Genomic DNA, 16,796 nt, shown 5'->3' on the forward strand with positions numbered 1-16,796 from the left:
GCAGTCCAGCGGGAGCAAGCTCCCTCGCCACAGTGTGATTTGATCAGCCCCGAAGGATAACTTATGCCCCGCCCCGATCTGCCGGCCAACGACGAGCGCCCCCTCGCCAGCCCCCCGATCAATGCCGAGCGTCTGCTGCAACTGATCACCGACGAATACGACACCCTGCCGCGCCAACTCAAGCGCATCGCCAGCTACATGAGCCAGCAAAGCGACCGGATCATGGTCGAGCGCATCAGCGACATCGCCCGGGAGTGCGAGGTGCATCCGTCCGCCATCGTGCGCTTCTCGCAGCGCTTCGGTTTCAGCGGCTTCAGCGAGATGCAGGCGCTGTTCCGCGCCGCCTACACCCACAAAGCCTCGCCGGTGCACAACTACCAGCAACGCATCCGCAGCATGATCGCCAACCAGTCGCAGCAAGCCAGCGACGGCGACCTCGCCCGCGAATGCATCGACGCCACCCGCTCCGGCATCGAACGCCTGGGCCGCGAACTCGACGACGTCGCCTTCGAAAAAGCCGTCGACCTGATCGTCAACGCCGACAACATCTATGTCGTCGGCGTGCGCCGCTCCTTCGCCGTCGCCGACTACCTCGTTTACAACCTGCAACACACTCACAAGCGCATTCACCTGGTTTCCGGGCTGGGCGGCAGTTATCGCGAGCAGATGCGCAGCGTGCGTAGCGGTGATCTGGTCATCGCCATCAGCTTCACCCCCTACGCCAAGGAAACCCAACACTGCCTGCGCTACGCCCGCCAGCAACAGGCCAACACCCTGATCCTCACTGACAGCCATCTCTCACCACTGGCGAGGAACGCCAACAGCCTGCTGCTGGTGAATGAAGGGAGCGCACTGGCGTTTCGTTCGCTGAGTGCGACGCTGTGTTTGTGTCAGGCGTTGTTCGTGGCGGTGGCGTATCGGCTGGAATTGAATGTGGATGAGATTCACGAACAGGCCGGGTTTGACGACTGACAACCCGATACAGCGCCGACCTGCCCGAGCAGACCGACGCTGTGATTCGCGTCCACTTACTCGAAATTGACCTTGATGATCTGTTTCAACGGGAAGGTATCAAGATTCGCCGCTTCGACGACTTTGCGATCCTTGATTAACGTGTCGATATCAATGTTGATGCCCGAATAACCAATGGCCACCGGAGTATCGAAAACCTGACGCAACGTCAGACTCGACGCGGAAGACTTCACCACTGATCCGGTCACACCCGGCATTGCCGGCGTTACCGACTCCACGCGTTTACGGATATCGGCGTTGACCTGTGCCAGCTCCGCCTCTTTCTGTTTAACAAGGGCCTGGTTGGTCGCCGGCACGGCAGCCGCTGGCTTGTCGGCAGCCGCCTTGGCAACCTCGCCTGCCTTGGCGTCGGTGGCCTTGCCGTCGCCCGCGCCATCGCCCTTGGCAGCCGGCTTCAGCGCCCGAAGCTGGTTTTCAATCGCGGTCTTGCGCTCATCCAGATCTGTCAGTGCCCGTGTCACCGCAGCCAATTGCGCACCATTGCTGTCGGTTGAGGACACCACCACATCCAGCGAGCGCGCCAGATAAACCTGGGTTACCAGTACAAGTACGGAAGTCGTGTCATTCCTGGCGTTGGCTTTGGCATCGTTTTTCAGCGACACCACTGCATCTTTCAGCTTGTTGCGTTGAGCGTCGGAGTACTCGCTCAAATACTTGTCGGCCGCAAGATGGGCATCGCTATAAAACACCCCATACGTCTCCGCCAATGGCACCGAGTACGCCACCGAATATCCCGACTTGCGCGCACCACCAAAAAACGCGCCAATGGCACTGTTGCTGACGCCTAGCCCGATATCACTCTCAGCCAGTGAGGCAAAAGTGAAACCGGGAAACGCCACCAGAGCATTCATTTTCACCTTCGTGTTCGGTACAAAAAGATCCGGAACACTGGTTGCGGTCACAAGTCCGGACGAGTCCGCCGGGGTTTTCTGCGCAGTGATGTAAGGCGCGGCCTTCTTCAGTTCCTCATCCAGCCTCATTCGATCAAACCAGACCGAACTCATGTAGTAATCAGCGGTTTTCATTTTGTCGCCGGCCTTCGCGGCCCGTACTACATAAAAATCGCCTACCTCAAAGTTGCCACGCGGCGGAAATATCGGCTTGAAATTCAATTGCTCGGTATTGGCCGACCACTGCTGCACGACCGCCCCGCGTTCCGGGCGGCTACTGCAAGCGATTAATCCAATGCACAACGCACAAATTGTCAAACGATGAAAAGTGTTCATCACGTGTCCCTCCTACCCTTTTATGTAACCGACGGCGCGCACTCTTTTGCTGCGCGCACGGCAGTGCCTCATCGCTCTAGGGTTTGTGGACTGCAAGGGAGTAATACAAACGAGTACTGAATCAGAGGGCCTGAGCTCGTTTAACTGTTCCATCCCTGGTCGGTGCTGGCACTTTGAATATAGATCTGCCAAAACCACCTGCAAGGACGGTGAAAGCCTTTATTTACGGGTGTTTCGCCACTGTTACAGATTTTGTTTCACGCGCATTACGAACGCCCGTGCAAATCGGCACTGTAGTCAGCCGACAACCTTTCCCGCTACATTCGACCTACATCACATCGACATAATCTGCCGAAGGAGTTGCCCCATGAAACTGATCGGAATGCTCGACTCCCCCTACGTGCGCCGCGTGGCGATCTCCGCCAAACGCCTCGGCATCGACCTCGAACATGAATCGGTCTCGGTGTTCCGCCATTTCGAGCAATTCCAGCAGATCAACCCGGTGGTCAAGGCGCCCACGCTGATCCTCGATGACGGCGTGGTCCTGATGGACTCCACCCTCATCCTCGACTACCTCGAAGCCGCCAGCGGCAAAAGCCTGCTGCCGACCGACCTCAAACAACGCGCCGACGCCCTGCGCCTGATCGGCCTCAGCCTCGCCGCCTGCGAAAAAGCCGTGCAGCTCTACTACGAACGCAACCTGCGCCCGGCCGACATTCAATACCAACCGTGGGTCGAACGCGTCGAAGGCCAACTCGCCGCCGCGTTCACCGCCCTCGAACAGGAACTGGAAAAAACCGGCCTGCCCACCGACGGCACCCTCACCCAGGCCGGCATCAGCCTCGCCGTCGCCTGGAGCTTCACCGACCTCGTCGTCCCCGACCAGATCGACACCCGCCGCTACCCGCAAATCGCCCAATACACCGCGTACGCCGAAAACCTCGAAGCGTTCGTCAGTACCCCGATGACCTGACCATGAGCACCACCGACACCGCCGCCCCGGCGTTAAAGGAAATCTTCAACGCCGAGCGCCTGCAACACATCGCCAGCGAAATGAGCGCCGTGTACCCGGCGTTCAAGGCCAAGGCGTTTCTCAAGCACGCCAACCAAGGGCTGGCCGAACTGTCGGTGATGCAACGCATGGCCCGCGTCAGCGAAAGCCTGCACGCCTTGCTGCCCCTGGACTACGAAGATTCCCTCGAAGTCCTGCGCGAACTCGCCCCCCGCCTCAACAGCGGATTCGTCAGCATGTGCCTGCCGCACTACGTCGCCAGCTACGGCGGTCACGCCTTCGATACCTCGATGCAAGCACTCAAATACTTCACCACCTTCGGCTCCTCCGAATTCGCCATCCGCCACTTCCTGCGCAGCGACCTCGAACGCTCGCTGGAACTCATGCACGACTGGACCCAAGACGAAAACCACCACATCCGCCGCCTCGCCAGCGAAGGCAGCCGCCCTCGCCTGCCCTGGTCATTCCGCCTGGAAGCCGTGCAAGCCAACCCGCAACTGACCGCCGGAATCCTCGATCGGTTAAAGGCAGACGAGAATCTGTACGTACGCAAATCCGTGGCGAACCATCTGAATGACGTGACCAAGGAACATCCGGAGTGGGTGCTGGACACGATTGAAGGCTGGTCGCTGGAGAACAAACACACGGCATGGATTGCCAAGCATGCGTTGCGTAGTTTGATCAAACAGGGAGATCTGCGCGCGCTGACGGTGATGGGTGCGGGGGCGAAGGCTGAGGTTGAGTTGCTGGACGTGCGGGTTGAGCCGGCGGTGGTGAGGTTGGGTGAGGCGATTACGTTGTCGTTTACGGTGAAGTCAACGGTGGCGCATGAACAGCGGTTGGTGATTGATTATGCGATTGACTATGTGAAGGCGAATGGCGGGGTTTCGGGGAAGGTTTTCAAGTTGAAGACGGTGGGGTTGGCCGGGTTTGGGGAGGTGGTTGTGGGGAGGCGGCAGGTGATTCGGAATTTTTCGACGCGGAGGCATTTTTTGGGGCGGCATGGGGTTAGGGTTTTGGTGAATGGGGAGGTTTTGGGGAGTGCTGCGTTCAGCATCGTTGCTGATTCCGCTGATGGATTCCGTTGATCTGGCGGTATTAGGAGTGAAAGGGAGTTACGGATGGGGCTGCTTTCGGCCAGAAGCAGACTTTCACCAAAAGACCAATTCCGACCAACGCCAGTTCCTCTAGGAGTCTACGAGTCTTGGGTGATTCAGGCTGCTGAAAGCGGCAGACCTATGTGGCGCGTAAGCTCAATACGGTTAGGATAGATACTGCCCTTCTAGCTATAAATCCCACAGTGTAGTAGCTTTTGGCCACGCAAAATCCACGGCACTTCGATACGCTAAGGTAATTAAAGGATGAACACGGAAAACATTGAGGGGATTAGAGTTATTGTTCGGCAAGTAAAGGCTGCGTATGAACAGCTATCCCAGAACCTACAACATGCCGACGTCACTGTTGAAATACGCGCCCTCATTGAACAGCTATCGGCAAACTTCCATAGCTTCGAGAACTCCTTAGCGACCGGGGCGCGCGAGCAGTCACGGCTGTCTGTAAACTCAATAGCAAATGATGGATTGCTTTTTGCCTTAACAGCGCAACGCCTAGGCCCAAAATTTCATCAGGCTGGCGTTAATCTAGAGCAAGAGTGCGTGGTACTGCGGAAAGCTTTAGAACAGTCATCATGGGCGCGGGGCCTTTTCAGTGAGTACGGTATAGAGGGAAGATCCGAGCGGGAACACCTTTACCAAGTGGAGGTGGATAGGCTGAATGCTCGGAATGATGAATACAAAAAACACAACGAGCGAACGAATAAGCAACTTAACGAGAACGAAATACGTATCGCTGAGCTGGAGATCCGAATAAAGCAGTTGGAGGCTGATGCCAGCGAGGAGATCCAAAAAATAGCTGAGGTTTATGCCGTTGCCGTTCAGGATATTGACGGCAAAAAGTCGGAGATTGACGAGATTCTAGGGCATGTCTCCGGTCGCGCAATTGCTGGCGACTACGAGAAGAGTGCCAGCGACGAAAAGCTTATGGCGGATTGGATGCGATGGGGCGCGTTAGCGTGCATGGGCCTGATCGTGTTGCTTCTCGCTGCCGCAGTGGAGTCCACCATTGGTAATAACTTTGAATGGCAGAGATTTTTGAGCCGTTTCAGCTTGGTTTTCCTGCTGTCTGTGCCAGCAGCGTATCTAGCTAGAGAGTCAGCGAAGCACCGATTGCAACAATATCAGCACCTGCAAAACTCACTCGACATGAAAGCTGTCTCGCCGTTCCTCGCATCCCTTCCGGAGGTTGAGCGGCACAAGATTAAAGCGGACATCGCCTCAAGGATATTTGGCGGCAGAGACTTCTCGAATGTCAGCAGTGATTCTTACCCGATCAACACCCATGAAATTCTTATGGAGCTGATCAAAAAGCTGGAAGTCCCAGGCAAGCCTAGCAAGCCCGAAAAGAGCACACCGGCCTAATAAAGTACTCGTGGGCTTGGTAAAGTACCGAGATTGTCGAGTACTTGTTGATGCTGCGATGCTTAGTTGGGAACTACATACCAGCGATATTGAACGCCCTAGTTTCGTGGACACCTCCAGCCTTAACGGAGGCCAGCTCACACACTGTGGAATAGTCTGCTTTTGGCCGTTATCTGCTGATCTCGACTGTCAGCTTCCGGCCAAAAGCAGACGCTTATAGAAGACTGCTCTCGACCCAAGCCGTCGTTGAGTCTTCTCTGAATACAGGCCCAAAGCAGCCGGATTTGCTCCAATCCGAACAGAGGTTATGGCAGTTATTTAGCTCGCTCGCGCTGAGCGACGCTGGCGAGACACCGTTCTATGAACTGAAGCTCTTGGTCGAGCTCCACCGCACGCTTTTCTATAGCGTTCAAGGCCCTCAGGTGCTCTTTCTGCACCTCTTCTGGCGCCTTGTCGAGCCTTGAAAACTTGTGCCGCCTCCATGCAATATCATCGTTTAGCTCGGCAAGACATTTCACACCCGATTCTCTCTTCTTAGCTGCAAATAGCTGGCACTCCAAATAGCGGATGGCGTCGTAGATTTTGACAACCTCACTACTTGTCTTTGAGTGTACGAAATTCAGGCTGCCCTCGTCGAAGGCATGATGCTCCTGGTTCTGGCCACTCCAGTTGACTAGGTCATTCTTGATGAAATTGAAGTATGACAGGTCATAGTCAATGTACGGTTCCACCAGCGAAAAGGTGTGCTCCAGGCTGATCTGCAGGTACATGCTCTTCTTGAGCTGCGACTTATTAAAGTGCGCGGTTACTTTGACTTCATTTTCTATGCAGAACTCAAGCACCATAGATTCGAACCAGATACGACAGTAGAGCAGCGCTTGACGCACATCGAATACCGAAAGCGCGGAAAGAATTTTTTCCTGGAAGCTGCCTACGTGATCAATAACTAGAATGCCTTTGTTCGTATAGCTGAGAACATTACTAGTGTATTGAACCTGCTCAGCATGACGCTGGGCAATAATACAGAAACGCTCCCAGAAAAGACGATCATGGGTGGTGACGACCATTTGGATCCGACGCAGGTAGGCATCGCTGAAGAAAAGGTCAATGATGTTCGATCGGTGATCGGTGTCGATAGCATTGACGACGTCATCGAATACGATGAGCGGGAAGTTATTTTTCTCAGCCATCGCCAAAAGGATGGATAAACCCAGCGCTCGCAGATGCCCTTCGCTGAGCACCGCAAACGCATCAAGGAATGATCCGTCCAAACTGGTGATCTTCATCCGATAGCTATCCGCCAGTCGGTCGAAGGTCAACGACGCGATCTGCTCATGGTCTTCGTCGTGGTTGTTGATTGCGCGGTAGTACTCAGCAGCCTTGGCTTCGATCCCCGTGATTCGCGCTTTCTCCAGTTCAAGCTTGTAATCCAGCAAGTCGCGGTAGAGCGTTCGGTACTCAGCTTCCAGATCCTTGAGCAACCGGTTGAAGTGGCTATTGTCGACTGCATCGTTAAGCAATGCCGCTTTTTGCTTTATCAGGTCTGCCATCTGGCCATTGGCGACCTTGAACTCGCTTATTGCCAGTTTTTTTCTGTCAAACTGCAACTTCAGCAACTCGTAAATTTCTTTCAGCTGCGTCACCCTCTCTTCAAGGCGGGCTGCCTGGGCGTCTGCCTGGCCAACCTCCCCACGCCTGCGCTCACAGGTGCGCAAGTAGTCCTCGAGCTGATCTGCACTCCGCGCGCAGAGCTTCAGAAACGCGTCGAGAACGGATGGCGCCACTTCCGAGCGATCGGTAGCGGCATGGAACTTTGCAAGCTCCACTTCCAATTCGTCCATGTTCAGTGGACAGGGAGCATCGGCTTGTTCATTGCCTTTCACCTCACCGATTCCGGTCGCGATTCGTGAAGCCCAGAGCGCGATCCGGGCGTCATTTCTCTGTCTGGATTGCTTGAGGGACTCCAGTGCACCCAATGTCTTAATCTGCTCTCGCGCCCTCTCAAACGGGTTCATCACCACCTGGTCGAGGGGCGTCAGGCATGCTGGACAAGTTTCCCCGACCTGCAACTGTTCTATGGCCACTAATGCCTCATACACGGCGCGATAATTGACCTCGCTGGCTCTCTGCAGAAACACCTTCTCGATATCGGCTCTGCGGTGGAGCAAGCGCTGAGAGATGGCACAGATACGCCTGACCTGCTTTAGCGGTATAGCGAACGGAGCCTTGGCGGCGCGCAGGCGCTCAGAGCCACGAATATGCATTTCAATCATGTCGCGGAGCCGCAAGACCTTTCGGCGCACATCGAAGTCTTGGTCGGCCCTCAGCCCCAACAACCTACAACTCTCGGAAATCGATGCATGAAGGTCTGCTCTACGATTACGCCGCAGCTGGCTCAGGCTTACCCGGGCACGTTCCAGGGTGTCGAGTGCCTCGGCTTGATCAGCACGCATGAAGGCCTGGAGCGAGAAGCTTTCAGGCCGGACGAACCGAGAAATAACCTCTTGGAGTTCCTCCAAACCAAATAAGGTGGCCAAGACATCACTCTCGGCACTGCCTGTATCCTTCGAGCCCAGCAACGAAAACTCTTGAAGACGGTTCCGATCAATGAAACAGCCCGACCAGCTGATGCTTCGCTTGACTGGCAACTTGTCTGTTCCCATCAACATGAGCCTGGGCTTCACCTCTCCCCGGGCGATGTACTTATTGAGCTTAGTCTTGCGCCTGGCCGCTTCTTTGATATCGCCAGTGGTGCCAATTTCCAACGCTTCGCACAGCGATGATTTGCCGCCGCCATTGGGTGCGTAGAAGATGTTCTTCAGCTTGCTGAAGCGAATGAAGGTGCCTGTGTCGTCAGGGCCAAATTCTCCGAAGCCTCGGAAGTTTTTTACGCGAAGATAGTCCAACGTACCGAGCCCGGACGGCGGAATTCGATCCAATTCCGGCTTACTGTCCAGCACCTTTTTGAAGCGTGCAGCGATTCGCTGATAGTTGCGCCCCAGCAACTGATCAGCTGCCGCTGCGATGTGCGTTTTGATGTGGTCGGTATAGCGGCCCTTGCTTTGGTTCGCTTGGTACATGCACCAGAGCAGCACGAGGTAAGCGTCACTGCGCCCTTCAAGATTCTGCCTTGCAAAACTCAAAAGGTACTGGCTCATCGCGCTTCCTCCCTGATATGCACGAGCGTAGCTGGGTTGAAATCAGAAAACCATTATCGCGGAGCCACGGTCGAGGCTTTGTTATTGTTGAGCTCGAAAGCAGCCTCTCACAAACAGCCGTTTCGAGCCAAAAGCCGGTATGAGGCCTGAAACGGTATGGGGCTGGTGGTCTTTTTGCGGTATGAGTGGGACGGACTGTTAAAGCAGGAAATGCTTTTTTTTGAGCTTGGACTACTCTTTATCTCATACAGCATGCATGACAATCATCTTGCTTTTATTCAAACTGTTGAGGTTAATTATGAATCTTGATAAGCATTCGCGGACTATTGCATTGCAATGCCCAACTTGTGGAGGTGCATCTTTTGAATCTGAGACAGGTGAAGATACAGAGGTGAAGTGCGTCCAATGCGGAAGAGTTATTGAGCGTGATGACCTTTTGCGCGAGAACAGTGAAAACATTCAGGAAAATCTAGAGGAGATGAAGTCTGACGTAGAAAAAGATATTGCCAGGCAGATGAGAAAGGCTTTGCAGGATGCGTTCAAGGGCAATAAGAATATAAAAATCAAATGATTAATTTTGTTATTGAATCCGGCGATGTGATCGCGGGGCTCGCATTGTTCTTCTCAATCTATGCGACCTTTAAGACTGTTCAGTTTAACAATCGCCAGCAAAAATTAATTAATACTCAAGAAAAGCTTAATCAGCTATTGGCAAACAGAGAAGCCTCTGGCGTTGAACTGGAAAAACAGGCTGAGCTCGGCGCCTCTATTTTGAAGCTGGGAAATAATAAGTATCGCCTGAAAATCTGGAATAAAGGTAAAGCACCTGCGCAGGATGTATCAATTGAGTTTCCTGAAGGAAATGAAATTATTTCAGAGCGTGAAGTCAATGAGAAATTCCCATTGCAATTTTCCGATACTCATCAAGCTGTCGAGCTCATTGCTGTTATTGGAATGAGCACTAAGTCAAAACACCTTATCAAACTTGAATGGTCCGACGGAAGAGTGCAGAGAGTTGAGAAGCCGATATGGGTAACAGTTTGATCAGTGCATCTTTCATGAAGCCAGTGAACGGCTGCTTTTAGCCGAAAGCGAACCTTCGTTGAGCTCAGCATGGACGCGGCAGCTGTCAAAAAAATGACTTACTCAAGACAACGTCATTTAAAGACAGGCAAGAGAAGTGTCGCCTACCAACTCCCATACGGAATGCCGTACTTTTCGACATACCGCTTAGCCTTCTCACTTACCGGATAGGCGTAACGACCACCGTGCTTCCCTTGTCCCGGTCCCAGAGGCTCTATCTCTCCTTGACCGCGAGAAATCTCAACCGGATTTCGACATGAATCTCTAACCCATGTTTTGAGCACGCCGCCCGGAGCGAGCCCCACGTAAAGTGACGCCATAAAGCGAGCAGTTTTCTCCGGTGTTTCCGGGCAGCGCTGGTGTGTTGACTTCACCATCAGTTGCCTGCCCTCTTCCGGAATTTCGATGAAGCCTTTGTAGGTTTTTTGCTCTGTTATGGATTGCCAGCGGACAAAGATCAGTTTTGGAAGATCGGCGCCCGTTACAGGTCTCCCGCTCCCCGACACGGATCCCCAACCACGAGCAGATTCCGTGCTGATATCGGGCTCTCCGCTGGCTGCAGTGCTCTTGCCAGCTCTAAAGAAGACTCTGTTATTGATGTCTTGGACGGAGCTGTCCTCTACCCATACCTTCATGTAATTCGGCTGAACGAATACTAATTCCCACCATGGATATTTAGGGTCATTTTCGCCTGCTTCTGGGCCACTGCTTTGGCAGCCGGACAACAATAAAGCGCCCAGCAGTGCAATCGTTGCTTTCATTACAAATGATCCATTCAAGTATTTGTCACGACTACCAACTTCCATATGGAATGCCGTACTTGTCGATATACCGCTTAGCCTTTTCACTCACAGGATAGGCGTACCGCCCTTCGTTCTTACCTTGGCTCGGCCCCAGTGGCTCAATTTCCGCCTGTGCTCGCGCGACCTTAACTGGTTGATGACATGAGTCTCTTACCCAAACCTGCACGACACCGCCGGGAGCCAGGCCGAGATAAACCGATGCCATGAATCTTGCCTGCCGATCAGGAGTTCGCGGGCAGCGCTGATTGACGGACGTCACCATCAACTGCCTGGCCTCTTCCGGAATATCTACCCATGCTTGCCAGGTTTTCTGTTCGACGATTGATTGCCAACGGACCCAGATTCGAACGGGCAGGTCTGCTCCTATCACCCTCCTCCCGCTGCCGCCAACTCCGCCTGCCCACCCCCGGGCTGACTCTGTGCCATCTTCAGGCTCTCCCCCGGCAGCGGTGCCGCCGCCGGTTTTGTAGAAAATCCGGTTGTTAACGTCTTGAACAGAACTGTTTTCAACCCAGACCTTCATATAGTCCGGCTCAGTAAACGCCAGCTCCCACCATTCGGACTTCGGGTCATTTTTGGCTGAGAGTGGATCAGTTTCTTGGCACCCTGAGATCAGTAAAACGCAAAGTATCGTTATGAGTTGTTTCATTGGCTTAAGGATTACCAACTCCCGTACGGGATGCCGAATTTATCGATATACCGCCTAGACTTTTCGCTGACGGGATACGCATAGCGCCCTTGGTTCTTTCCTTGGCTAGGCCCCAGCGGTTCGACCTCTGCCTGCGCTCTGGCGACTTTGACAGGGCGATGGCACTCGTCCCGAACAAAAACTTGTACAACGCCCCCTGGAGCCAATCCCAGATAAATAGATGCGCTGTAGCTGGCCTGTTCCTCCGGTGATTCCGGGCAGCGCTGACTGACCGATTGCACCATCAGTTGCCTCGCCTCTTCAGGCACATCTACCCAAACCTTATAGGTCTGCGGCTCGACGATGGATTGCCAGCGCACGTAAATGCGTTTGGGCAAGTCAGCGCCAATCACTGGTTTCGCAGCCGCGCCCACCGCATGCCAACCGCGCGCGGACTCTTTGCCATTCTCTGGTTCACCACCAGCGGCTGTGCCTCCTCCCGTGCGCGTGAATAGCTTGCCGTTTATGTCTTCGACGGCACTGTCTTCAACCCAAACTTTCATGTAATAGGGTTCGGTGAACGCAAGCTCCCATGAATCGGATTTCGGGTCGTTTTTTCCGGATGGAGGATAGGCAGACTGGCAGCCGCTCAGTAACAACACGCATACCGCCACAATGCATAGCTTCATTGGCTCAGCGCTTACCAGCTACCGTAAGGGATACCGAATTTTTCGATGTACCGCTTGGACTTTTCACTGACAGGATAAGCGTACCGCCCTTGAGTTTTACCTTGGCTTGGTCCTAGCGGTTCGATTTCAGCTTGGGCTTTAGCCACTTTGATTGGATGGTGGCAGGAGTCTCTAACCCATACTTGTACGACGCCTCCAGGAGCCAATCCCAAATAGACCGAAGATATATAGGTGGCTTTTTGGTCTGGGGTTTTCGCACAGCGCTGATTGACCGAGGTCAGCATCAATTGTCTGGCTTCTTCGGGTATGTCCACCCATGCGCGATAGGTCTGAGGCTCCACGATGGACTGCCAGCGAACAAAAATTCGTTTTGGGAGATCAGCGCCTACTACTGCTTTAGCGGATGCACCCACTCCGTCCCAACCTCGGGCCGACTCTGTGCCGTCTTCAGGCTGGCCGCCCGATGCGGTTCCACCGCCAGTGCGTAGAAACGTCTTGCCCTTTATGTCTTCCACAGCGCTGTCTTCAACCCAGACCTTCATGTAATTAGGTTCGGTAAAACCGAGTTCCCACCATGGAGATTTAGGGTCGTCCTTTGCTGAAAGCGGATCGGCATTACAACCGGCCACAAAAAGCGTGCACAGCAGGGCTGCAAAAAGCTTCATTACCAAAGCGTCCAGTCAGGTACGTGAGGGTGTTTTACCCGGATTGCATCTTCCGTGGGGGCGTTAATGTAAACAGCTCTGAGGCCACTTCCATCTCTCCTGCCAAGCGGATGATTCCAGTTGGCAGATGTGTGAATGTACTTGAGTTTGAGCATTTGCTCCTCCTCGGGGGTGGTGCGGTAGTCGCCGGAGACGAAACGATCGCACATAGGCTGGAGTTCTTCAGGAACGAAGAAGCCAGGCGTCTCGGGAATATCTTCGAAGCGAACGCCTTTAGCTTTGGCGAGTTGATGCATCACGCGCAGGCTCACTCTCGACAGTAATCCACTCACCGGACGTTTGAGTTGAACGGCGGCATAGACTCGTTTGACTCGAGGACTCAGTCGATCCTGAGGACTGATCGGCATCAGTAATGGAGCTGGAGTAACTATTTCCAGCATTTCGGAAGGCCAGCCGTTGGCTAACCACTGATTTCTCACATTGACCGCATCCTGATAGATCGATGTGGTAGTGACATCCGCGTAGTTACCCACTTCGAGCGTTTGCATTGGGCTAACGAGCACGCATTCTTCAGCCTCCTCGAGGTACCCCCCGCCCACATCAGAATGCACTCCTGGCAAGACAATTTCCGGATGATCCATCGCTACTCGATTGAGAGCAAAGTTAGCCCTGCATTCGTCCCGCGCAGCCAACTGCACAACGTCGGTGAAATAACGTCGGTCGAGGTAGAGTTTGATCCCCGTTGCGACTGCACTTTTGATGTTGCCTAAATTGGACCATCCAGCAATCGACGGTACAGTGTCGAACAACCCAATGAAGCCCATGTTGATGTCGCTGTTGTATTGATCGACAAAGGTCGAACTGAAGGCATCGGACTTACTGCGGAGAATCTCGCCCAAAGGACCTTGTTTGCCACGCACGATTTCATTGGCGAAATGTCTGGCGGCTGCCGCACCGCGACTGAAGCCAAAAGTGTCGAAGGTCAACGAAGTAATTTCACTATCGGGATTTTTATCCAATACCTCAGTGATACGCTGTTCGATCAACGCGAAAGAAGATTGGACGCGCCCGGCAACACCGGTTTCGCCACGTCCTGTACCGGCGCCGAATTTACTGTCCTCTTCACCTGAACGGGTGCCTATGCCTTCGACGTAGACCATACCGGAAGCTTTCTTTCGTGGCCCCTCCCCCTCAGCGCGTCGCGGCGCCTCATACAATTCGCTCAGCTTTTTCACGTTGCTTACATCGTTGCCGTAACTGCTATCGGGATCACTCATGTAAGGCATGCAACTCGCAGGAATATCCTGCGGCGCAATCGGATGCTGCGCACCACACAGCAACCCTGCCGCCGTGTTGTTCGCATTGTTGCCAGTACCATCAAAGAAAACCCCAATCCTCAACGCGATGCCGATTTTCTCAGGCTCGCGCGCAGGTTCTTTCCCGTGTTTCTCATATTCCGCCCAACGCTGGGCGTGGATGTCGACGGGTTTGGCTTCTTCGTAGCGGTGGTTTTTCGGGGGGTTGGGAACGTAGCCACTCAATCCTTGATTCCTTGTTCTGATCCTTGAAGAACGGGCCGAAGGGTGACAGCCGAGGCTTGGGGGCGCAAGGCGTGGCCCAGTGCCAGCCCGATTGAGACAGGCGGGTGCGACGAGGGTTCGGCCTCGTCGCGTCGGGGCGGTCAGTGGGCGAGTTCGACGTTGTCGAGGGCCTGGTTTACGGCGAGTTCGCCGAGCATGACGACTTGGGCGATGCCCAGTGCGGTTTTGCGGTGGGAGGTGTCGAGCGTGGCGGCGAAGTTGTTGAGCATTTCGCTGGCGGAGCCGAGGGTTTCGCTGGCGTTGGCGAGAAGGGATTCGGTGTCGCACTTCGGGTTGGCGAGGTACATGGGTTCGGGTTTTTGGGAGCTGGCCATGATTTGGCTGGCCGGGGTGAGGTAGTGATCGAGGGCGCGTTCGGCGGCTTCGTGGAGTTTTTTGGAATCGAGGGATTCGTAGGGGGATGCGAGGTCGGTTTCTGGCGGGTTGGGTGTTGGTTTGATCATGGTGAAACTCCTAGTTATTGAAGAGGAGCCTTCACCTTCGCTACCAAACGAAGGGTGGCGGCCACACGCGGGTTGGTAGACCGGTAACTAGGACCCGGCACACCCGAAGGTGTCCTGCGCATGGCCACCATTGAGCAGCGACCTGATGAGGTCTGCGAACGGTGCGCAATGCGACTAGTTATGGCGGGCTACCAAACCCGATCACTGTTTTTCAGTGACCGACAGACGATAGAACCCGCGCTCTAGACGCACAAGCCGGCGGATTCTGGCGTACTCGTAGGCGATGACGCAAGGCGTTGTAGGGCTCGGGTGGTTACGGGAGGCTTCGTTTAAACGGGGGGTGATTTTTCTGTTTATTTCGGTCAGTGGTTGATGGGGTGATTGGGCGAATGTCTTCGCGAGCAAGCCCGCTCCCACAGGGGATTTGTGGTGGGGTTGGGATTGGTGTTGGTTGGGTGGACGCCATCAATGGCAGGCTAGCCCCCCGCAGGGATTTTTGGATGGGTTGAGATTGGTGGGGGGCTGGACTGGCGTCATCGCGAGCGGGCTCACTCCTACAAGGGGAGATGCGGTTCGAATCAGCGGGCATCTCGCTGGATTCGGAATACCAGGCTGGGGGCTTTGCCGGGGACATCGTCCAGTTCGCCGAAGCGGCGCATGCCGATCTTTTCCAGGACGCGGATTGAGGCGGTGTGGTCAGGCCTGACCAGGCCGAATACCTCGGGCAAGCCGAGATGGTCGAAGGCGTGGGTCAGCGCGGTTTGTGCGGCCTCTGTCGCATAGCCATGGCCCCACGCTTGGACGGCGAAGCGATAGCCGAGGTTGATGACCTGTTTGCCCAGGTAGTCATGGGCGGCGATGCCGGCGAATCCGAGGACGTGCTCAGGGGCTTGTGCGCTGCTGATTGCCCACCATCCGTAGCCGTGGGTTTCCCAGTGTTGCAGCCAGCGATCCAGCAGTGCTTCGGCTTGTGTGACGTCGGTCATGGGGCCGGCGGGGTTGAACAGGTTGGTTTGTGGGTCGCTGAAAATGCTGAAAACGGTGGGCAGGTCTGCTGGCTTTGGGCGTCGGTAGATCAAGCGTGCGGTGGTGCCTGGCATGGTCAAAACCTTGGTGATTCAGCGGGTCATGGGGCGGCTGGACTGGCGTCTTCGCTAGCAGGCTAGCTCCCACAGGTTCTGCGCAAGACTTGGGAGCGCGTCTGGCCGGGCTGGCGCCATCGCGGGCAAGCCCGGCTCCCACAAGGATTGGGGGATGGCTATTGTCGGTGGCGTGTCATGTTGATCAGCGCCACGCGTCTGCCACCCGGTGCCGCGCGCTCTTCGATGGAGAACGGGGTAAAGCCGAGTTTCGGGTAGAGCAGCAGGCCGGCGGTGTTTTCGTTGAAGCACGAAAGCTGCACTTCGCTGGCCTGATACTTTTCAAAGCCGACCGCAGTCATGGTTTCGACAATGTAGCGAGCGACACCCTGGCCACGGGCGTACGGCGCGACGATGACGTTGCCGATGCAGCAGACGCCGTCGTGCTCGGCCCGGTAGAAGTTGGCGAAACCGACGAATTCGCCGTTGGCCAGAAAAGCCGTGGAGTCGAAGCGTTGGCTGATCGCGGTGTGCATTTGTTCTTCCGTCAGCGGGTACTGCGCTTTCGGGAACATGAAGTACAACTCTTGAACGCCCTGCGGAAAGCCGCACAGGGTTTTGACGTCTTCGGCCGTCACTGGCCGGTGGGTGAAGTTCATCGCTGCCCTGCCCTCACTGTTTGCCTGCGGCCAAATGGTGCGCCACCAGCGCGTTGGCATGGCCGTGGCCGATGCCGTGTTCATCCTTGAGCCACGCCACCAGCTCCATGTGTTTTTTGTCGGTGATGCCGGCGAGCAGGTTCAGCCAGTGATCGATGGGCTGGCCGTACTTCTTTTCGATGGAGGGGAAGTACGACGCCGGGCCTTTTACCTTGTTGTCTTCGCTCATGCTGCAAGCTCC

The 16,796-nt window shown here is 55.0% G+C and carries 17 protein-coding genes; 6 read left to right on the forward strand and 11 right to left on the reverse strand.

Features of this window, described 5'->3' with window-relative positions:
* Positions 1-63: 63 nt before the first annotated feature.
* Complete coding sequence (locus ACIOUG_RS02810) at positions 64-972, forward strand: MurR/RpiR family transcriptional regulator (RefSeq protein ID WP_401062321.1); 909 nt, start codon at positions 64-66, stop codon at positions 970-972.
* A 56-nt stretch (positions 973-1,028) separates the two neighbouring features.
* Here the strand turns inward: ACIOUG_RS02810 and ACIOUG_RS02815 are convergent, their stop codons facing one another.
* Entirely contained in the window at positions 1,029-2,258 is a 1,230-nt protein-coding gene (locus ACIOUG_RS02815; RefSeq protein WP_401062323.1) for a hypothetical protein, read from the reverse strand.
* Positions 2,259-2,625: 367 nt separating this feature from the next.
* Between ACIOUG_RS02815 and ACIOUG_RS02820 the strand changes: the two genes are divergently transcribed.
* The 3 genes from ACIOUG_RS02820 (at position 2,626) to ACIOUG_RS02830 (ending at position 5,747) form a co-directional block, all read left to right on the forward strand.
* Complete coding sequence (locus tag ACIOUG_RS02820) at positions 2,626-3,231, forward strand: glutathione S-transferase (RefSeq protein WP_401062325.1); 606 nt, start codon at positions 2,626-2,628, stop codon at positions 3,229-3,231.
* A 2-nt stretch (positions 3,232-3,233) separates the two neighbouring features.
* The gene (locus tag ACIOUG_RS02825) at positions 3,234-4,358 is read left to right on the forward strand and encodes a DNA alkylation repair protein (RefSeq protein WP_401062326.1); all 1,125 of its coding nucleotides are present in this window, start codon (positions 3,234-3,236) and stop codon (positions 4,356-4,358) included.
* 273 nt (positions 4,359-4,631) lie between these two features.
* Entirely contained in the window at positions 4,632-5,747 is a 1,116-nt protein-coding gene (locus ACIOUG_RS02830) for a hypothetical protein (protein WP_401062328.1), read from the forward strand.
* Positions 5,748-6,061: 314 nt separating this feature from the next.
* Here the strand turns inward: ACIOUG_RS02830 and ACIOUG_RS02835 are convergent, their stop codons facing one another.
* Positions 6,062-8,905, reverse strand: a complete 2,844-nt coding sequence (locus ACIOUG_RS02835) for an AAA family ATPase (protein ID WP_401062330.1) — start codon at positions 8,903-8,905, stop codon at positions 6,062-6,064.
* Positions 8,906-9,203: 298 nt separating this feature from the next.
* Between ACIOUG_RS02835 and ACIOUG_RS02840 the strand changes: the two genes are divergently transcribed.
* Both ACIOUG_RS02840 and ACIOUG_RS02845 read left to right on the forward strand, forming a co-directional pair.
* Positions 9,204-9,476, forward strand: a complete 273-nt coding sequence (locus tag ACIOUG_RS02840; protein ID WP_401062332.1) for a hypothetical protein — start codon at positions 9,204-9,206, stop codon at positions 9,474-9,476.
* Positions 9,473-9,949, forward strand: a complete 477-nt coding sequence (locus tag ACIOUG_RS02845) for a hypothetical protein (RefSeq protein ID WP_401062333.1) — start codon at positions 9,473-9,475, stop codon at positions 9,947-9,949. The genes ACIOUG_RS02840 and ACIOUG_RS02845 overlap by 4 nt, the downstream gene beginning before the upstream one ends.
* 143 nt (positions 9,950-10,092) lie before the next feature.
* On the opposite strand, the gene ACIOUG_RS02850 is transcribed toward ACIOUG_RS02845, so the two are convergent.
* From ACIOUG_RS02850 to ACIOUG_RS02890, 9 genes are all read right to left on the reverse strand, one after another.
* A complete protein-coding gene (locus tag ACIOUG_RS02850; RefSeq protein ID WP_401062335.1) occupies positions 10,093-10,749 on the reverse strand; it encodes a DUF2931 family protein in 657 nt (218 codons plus the stop codon).
* 31 nt (positions 10,750-10,780) lie between these two features.
* Complete coding sequence (locus tag ACIOUG_RS02855; RefSeq protein ID WP_401062337.1) at positions 10,781-11,440, reverse strand: DUF2931 family protein; 660 nt, start codon at positions 11,438-11,440, stop codon at positions 10,781-10,783.
* 11 nt (positions 11,441-11,451) lie between these two features.
* Entirely contained in the window at positions 11,452-12,108 is a 657-nt protein-coding gene (locus ACIOUG_RS02860; RefSeq protein WP_401062338.1) for a DUF2931 family protein, read from the reverse strand.
* An 11-nt stretch (positions 12,109-12,119) separates the two neighbouring features.
* The gene (locus ACIOUG_RS02865) at positions 12,120-12,773 is read right to left on the reverse strand and encodes a DUF2931 family protein (RefSeq protein ID WP_401062340.1); all 654 of its coding nucleotides are present in this window, start codon (positions 12,771-12,773) and stop codon (positions 12,120-12,122) included.
* A complete protein-coding gene (locus ACIOUG_RS02870; RefSeq protein ID WP_401062342.1) occupies positions 12,773-14,314 on the reverse strand; it encodes a T6SS phospholipase effector Tle1-like catalytic domain-containing protein in 1,542 nt (513 codons plus the stop codon). The genes ACIOUG_RS02865 and ACIOUG_RS02870 overlap by 1 nt, the downstream gene beginning before the upstream one ends.
* 140 nt (positions 14,315-14,454) lie before the next feature.
* Complete coding sequence (locus ACIOUG_RS02875) at positions 14,455-14,817, reverse strand: DUF6124 family protein (RefSeq protein ID WP_401062343.1); 363 nt, start codon at positions 14,815-14,817, stop codon at positions 14,455-14,457.
* A 578-nt stretch (positions 14,818-15,395) separates the two neighbouring features.
* Positions 15,396-15,917, reverse strand: coding sequence for a GNAT family N-acetyltransferase (locus tag ACIOUG_RS02880; protein WP_401062345.1), 522 nt, complete (start codon positions 15,915-15,917; stop codon positions 15,396-15,398).
* A 158-nt stretch (positions 15,918-16,075) separates the two neighbouring features.
* Positions 16,076-16,555, reverse strand: a complete 480-nt coding sequence (locus tag ACIOUG_RS02885; RefSeq protein WP_401062347.1) for a GNAT family N-acetyltransferase — start codon at positions 16,553-16,555, stop codon at positions 16,076-16,078.
* 13 nt (positions 16,556-16,568) lie between these two features.
* Positions 16,569-16,784 carry a DUF4287 domain-containing protein gene (locus tag ACIOUG_RS02890; RefSeq protein ID WP_401062349.1) on the reverse strand — a complete coding sequence of 72 codons (216 nt, stop codon included), beginning with the start codon at positions 16,782-16,784 and terminating at the stop codon, positions 16,569-16,571.
* Positions 16,785-16,796 lie beyond the last annotated feature (12 nt).

The organism is Pseudomonas sp. NPDC087803, from assembly GCF_044742995.1.
GTDB lineage: Bacteria > Pseudomonadota > Gammaproteobacteria > Pseudomonadales > Pseudomonadaceae > Aquipseudomonas.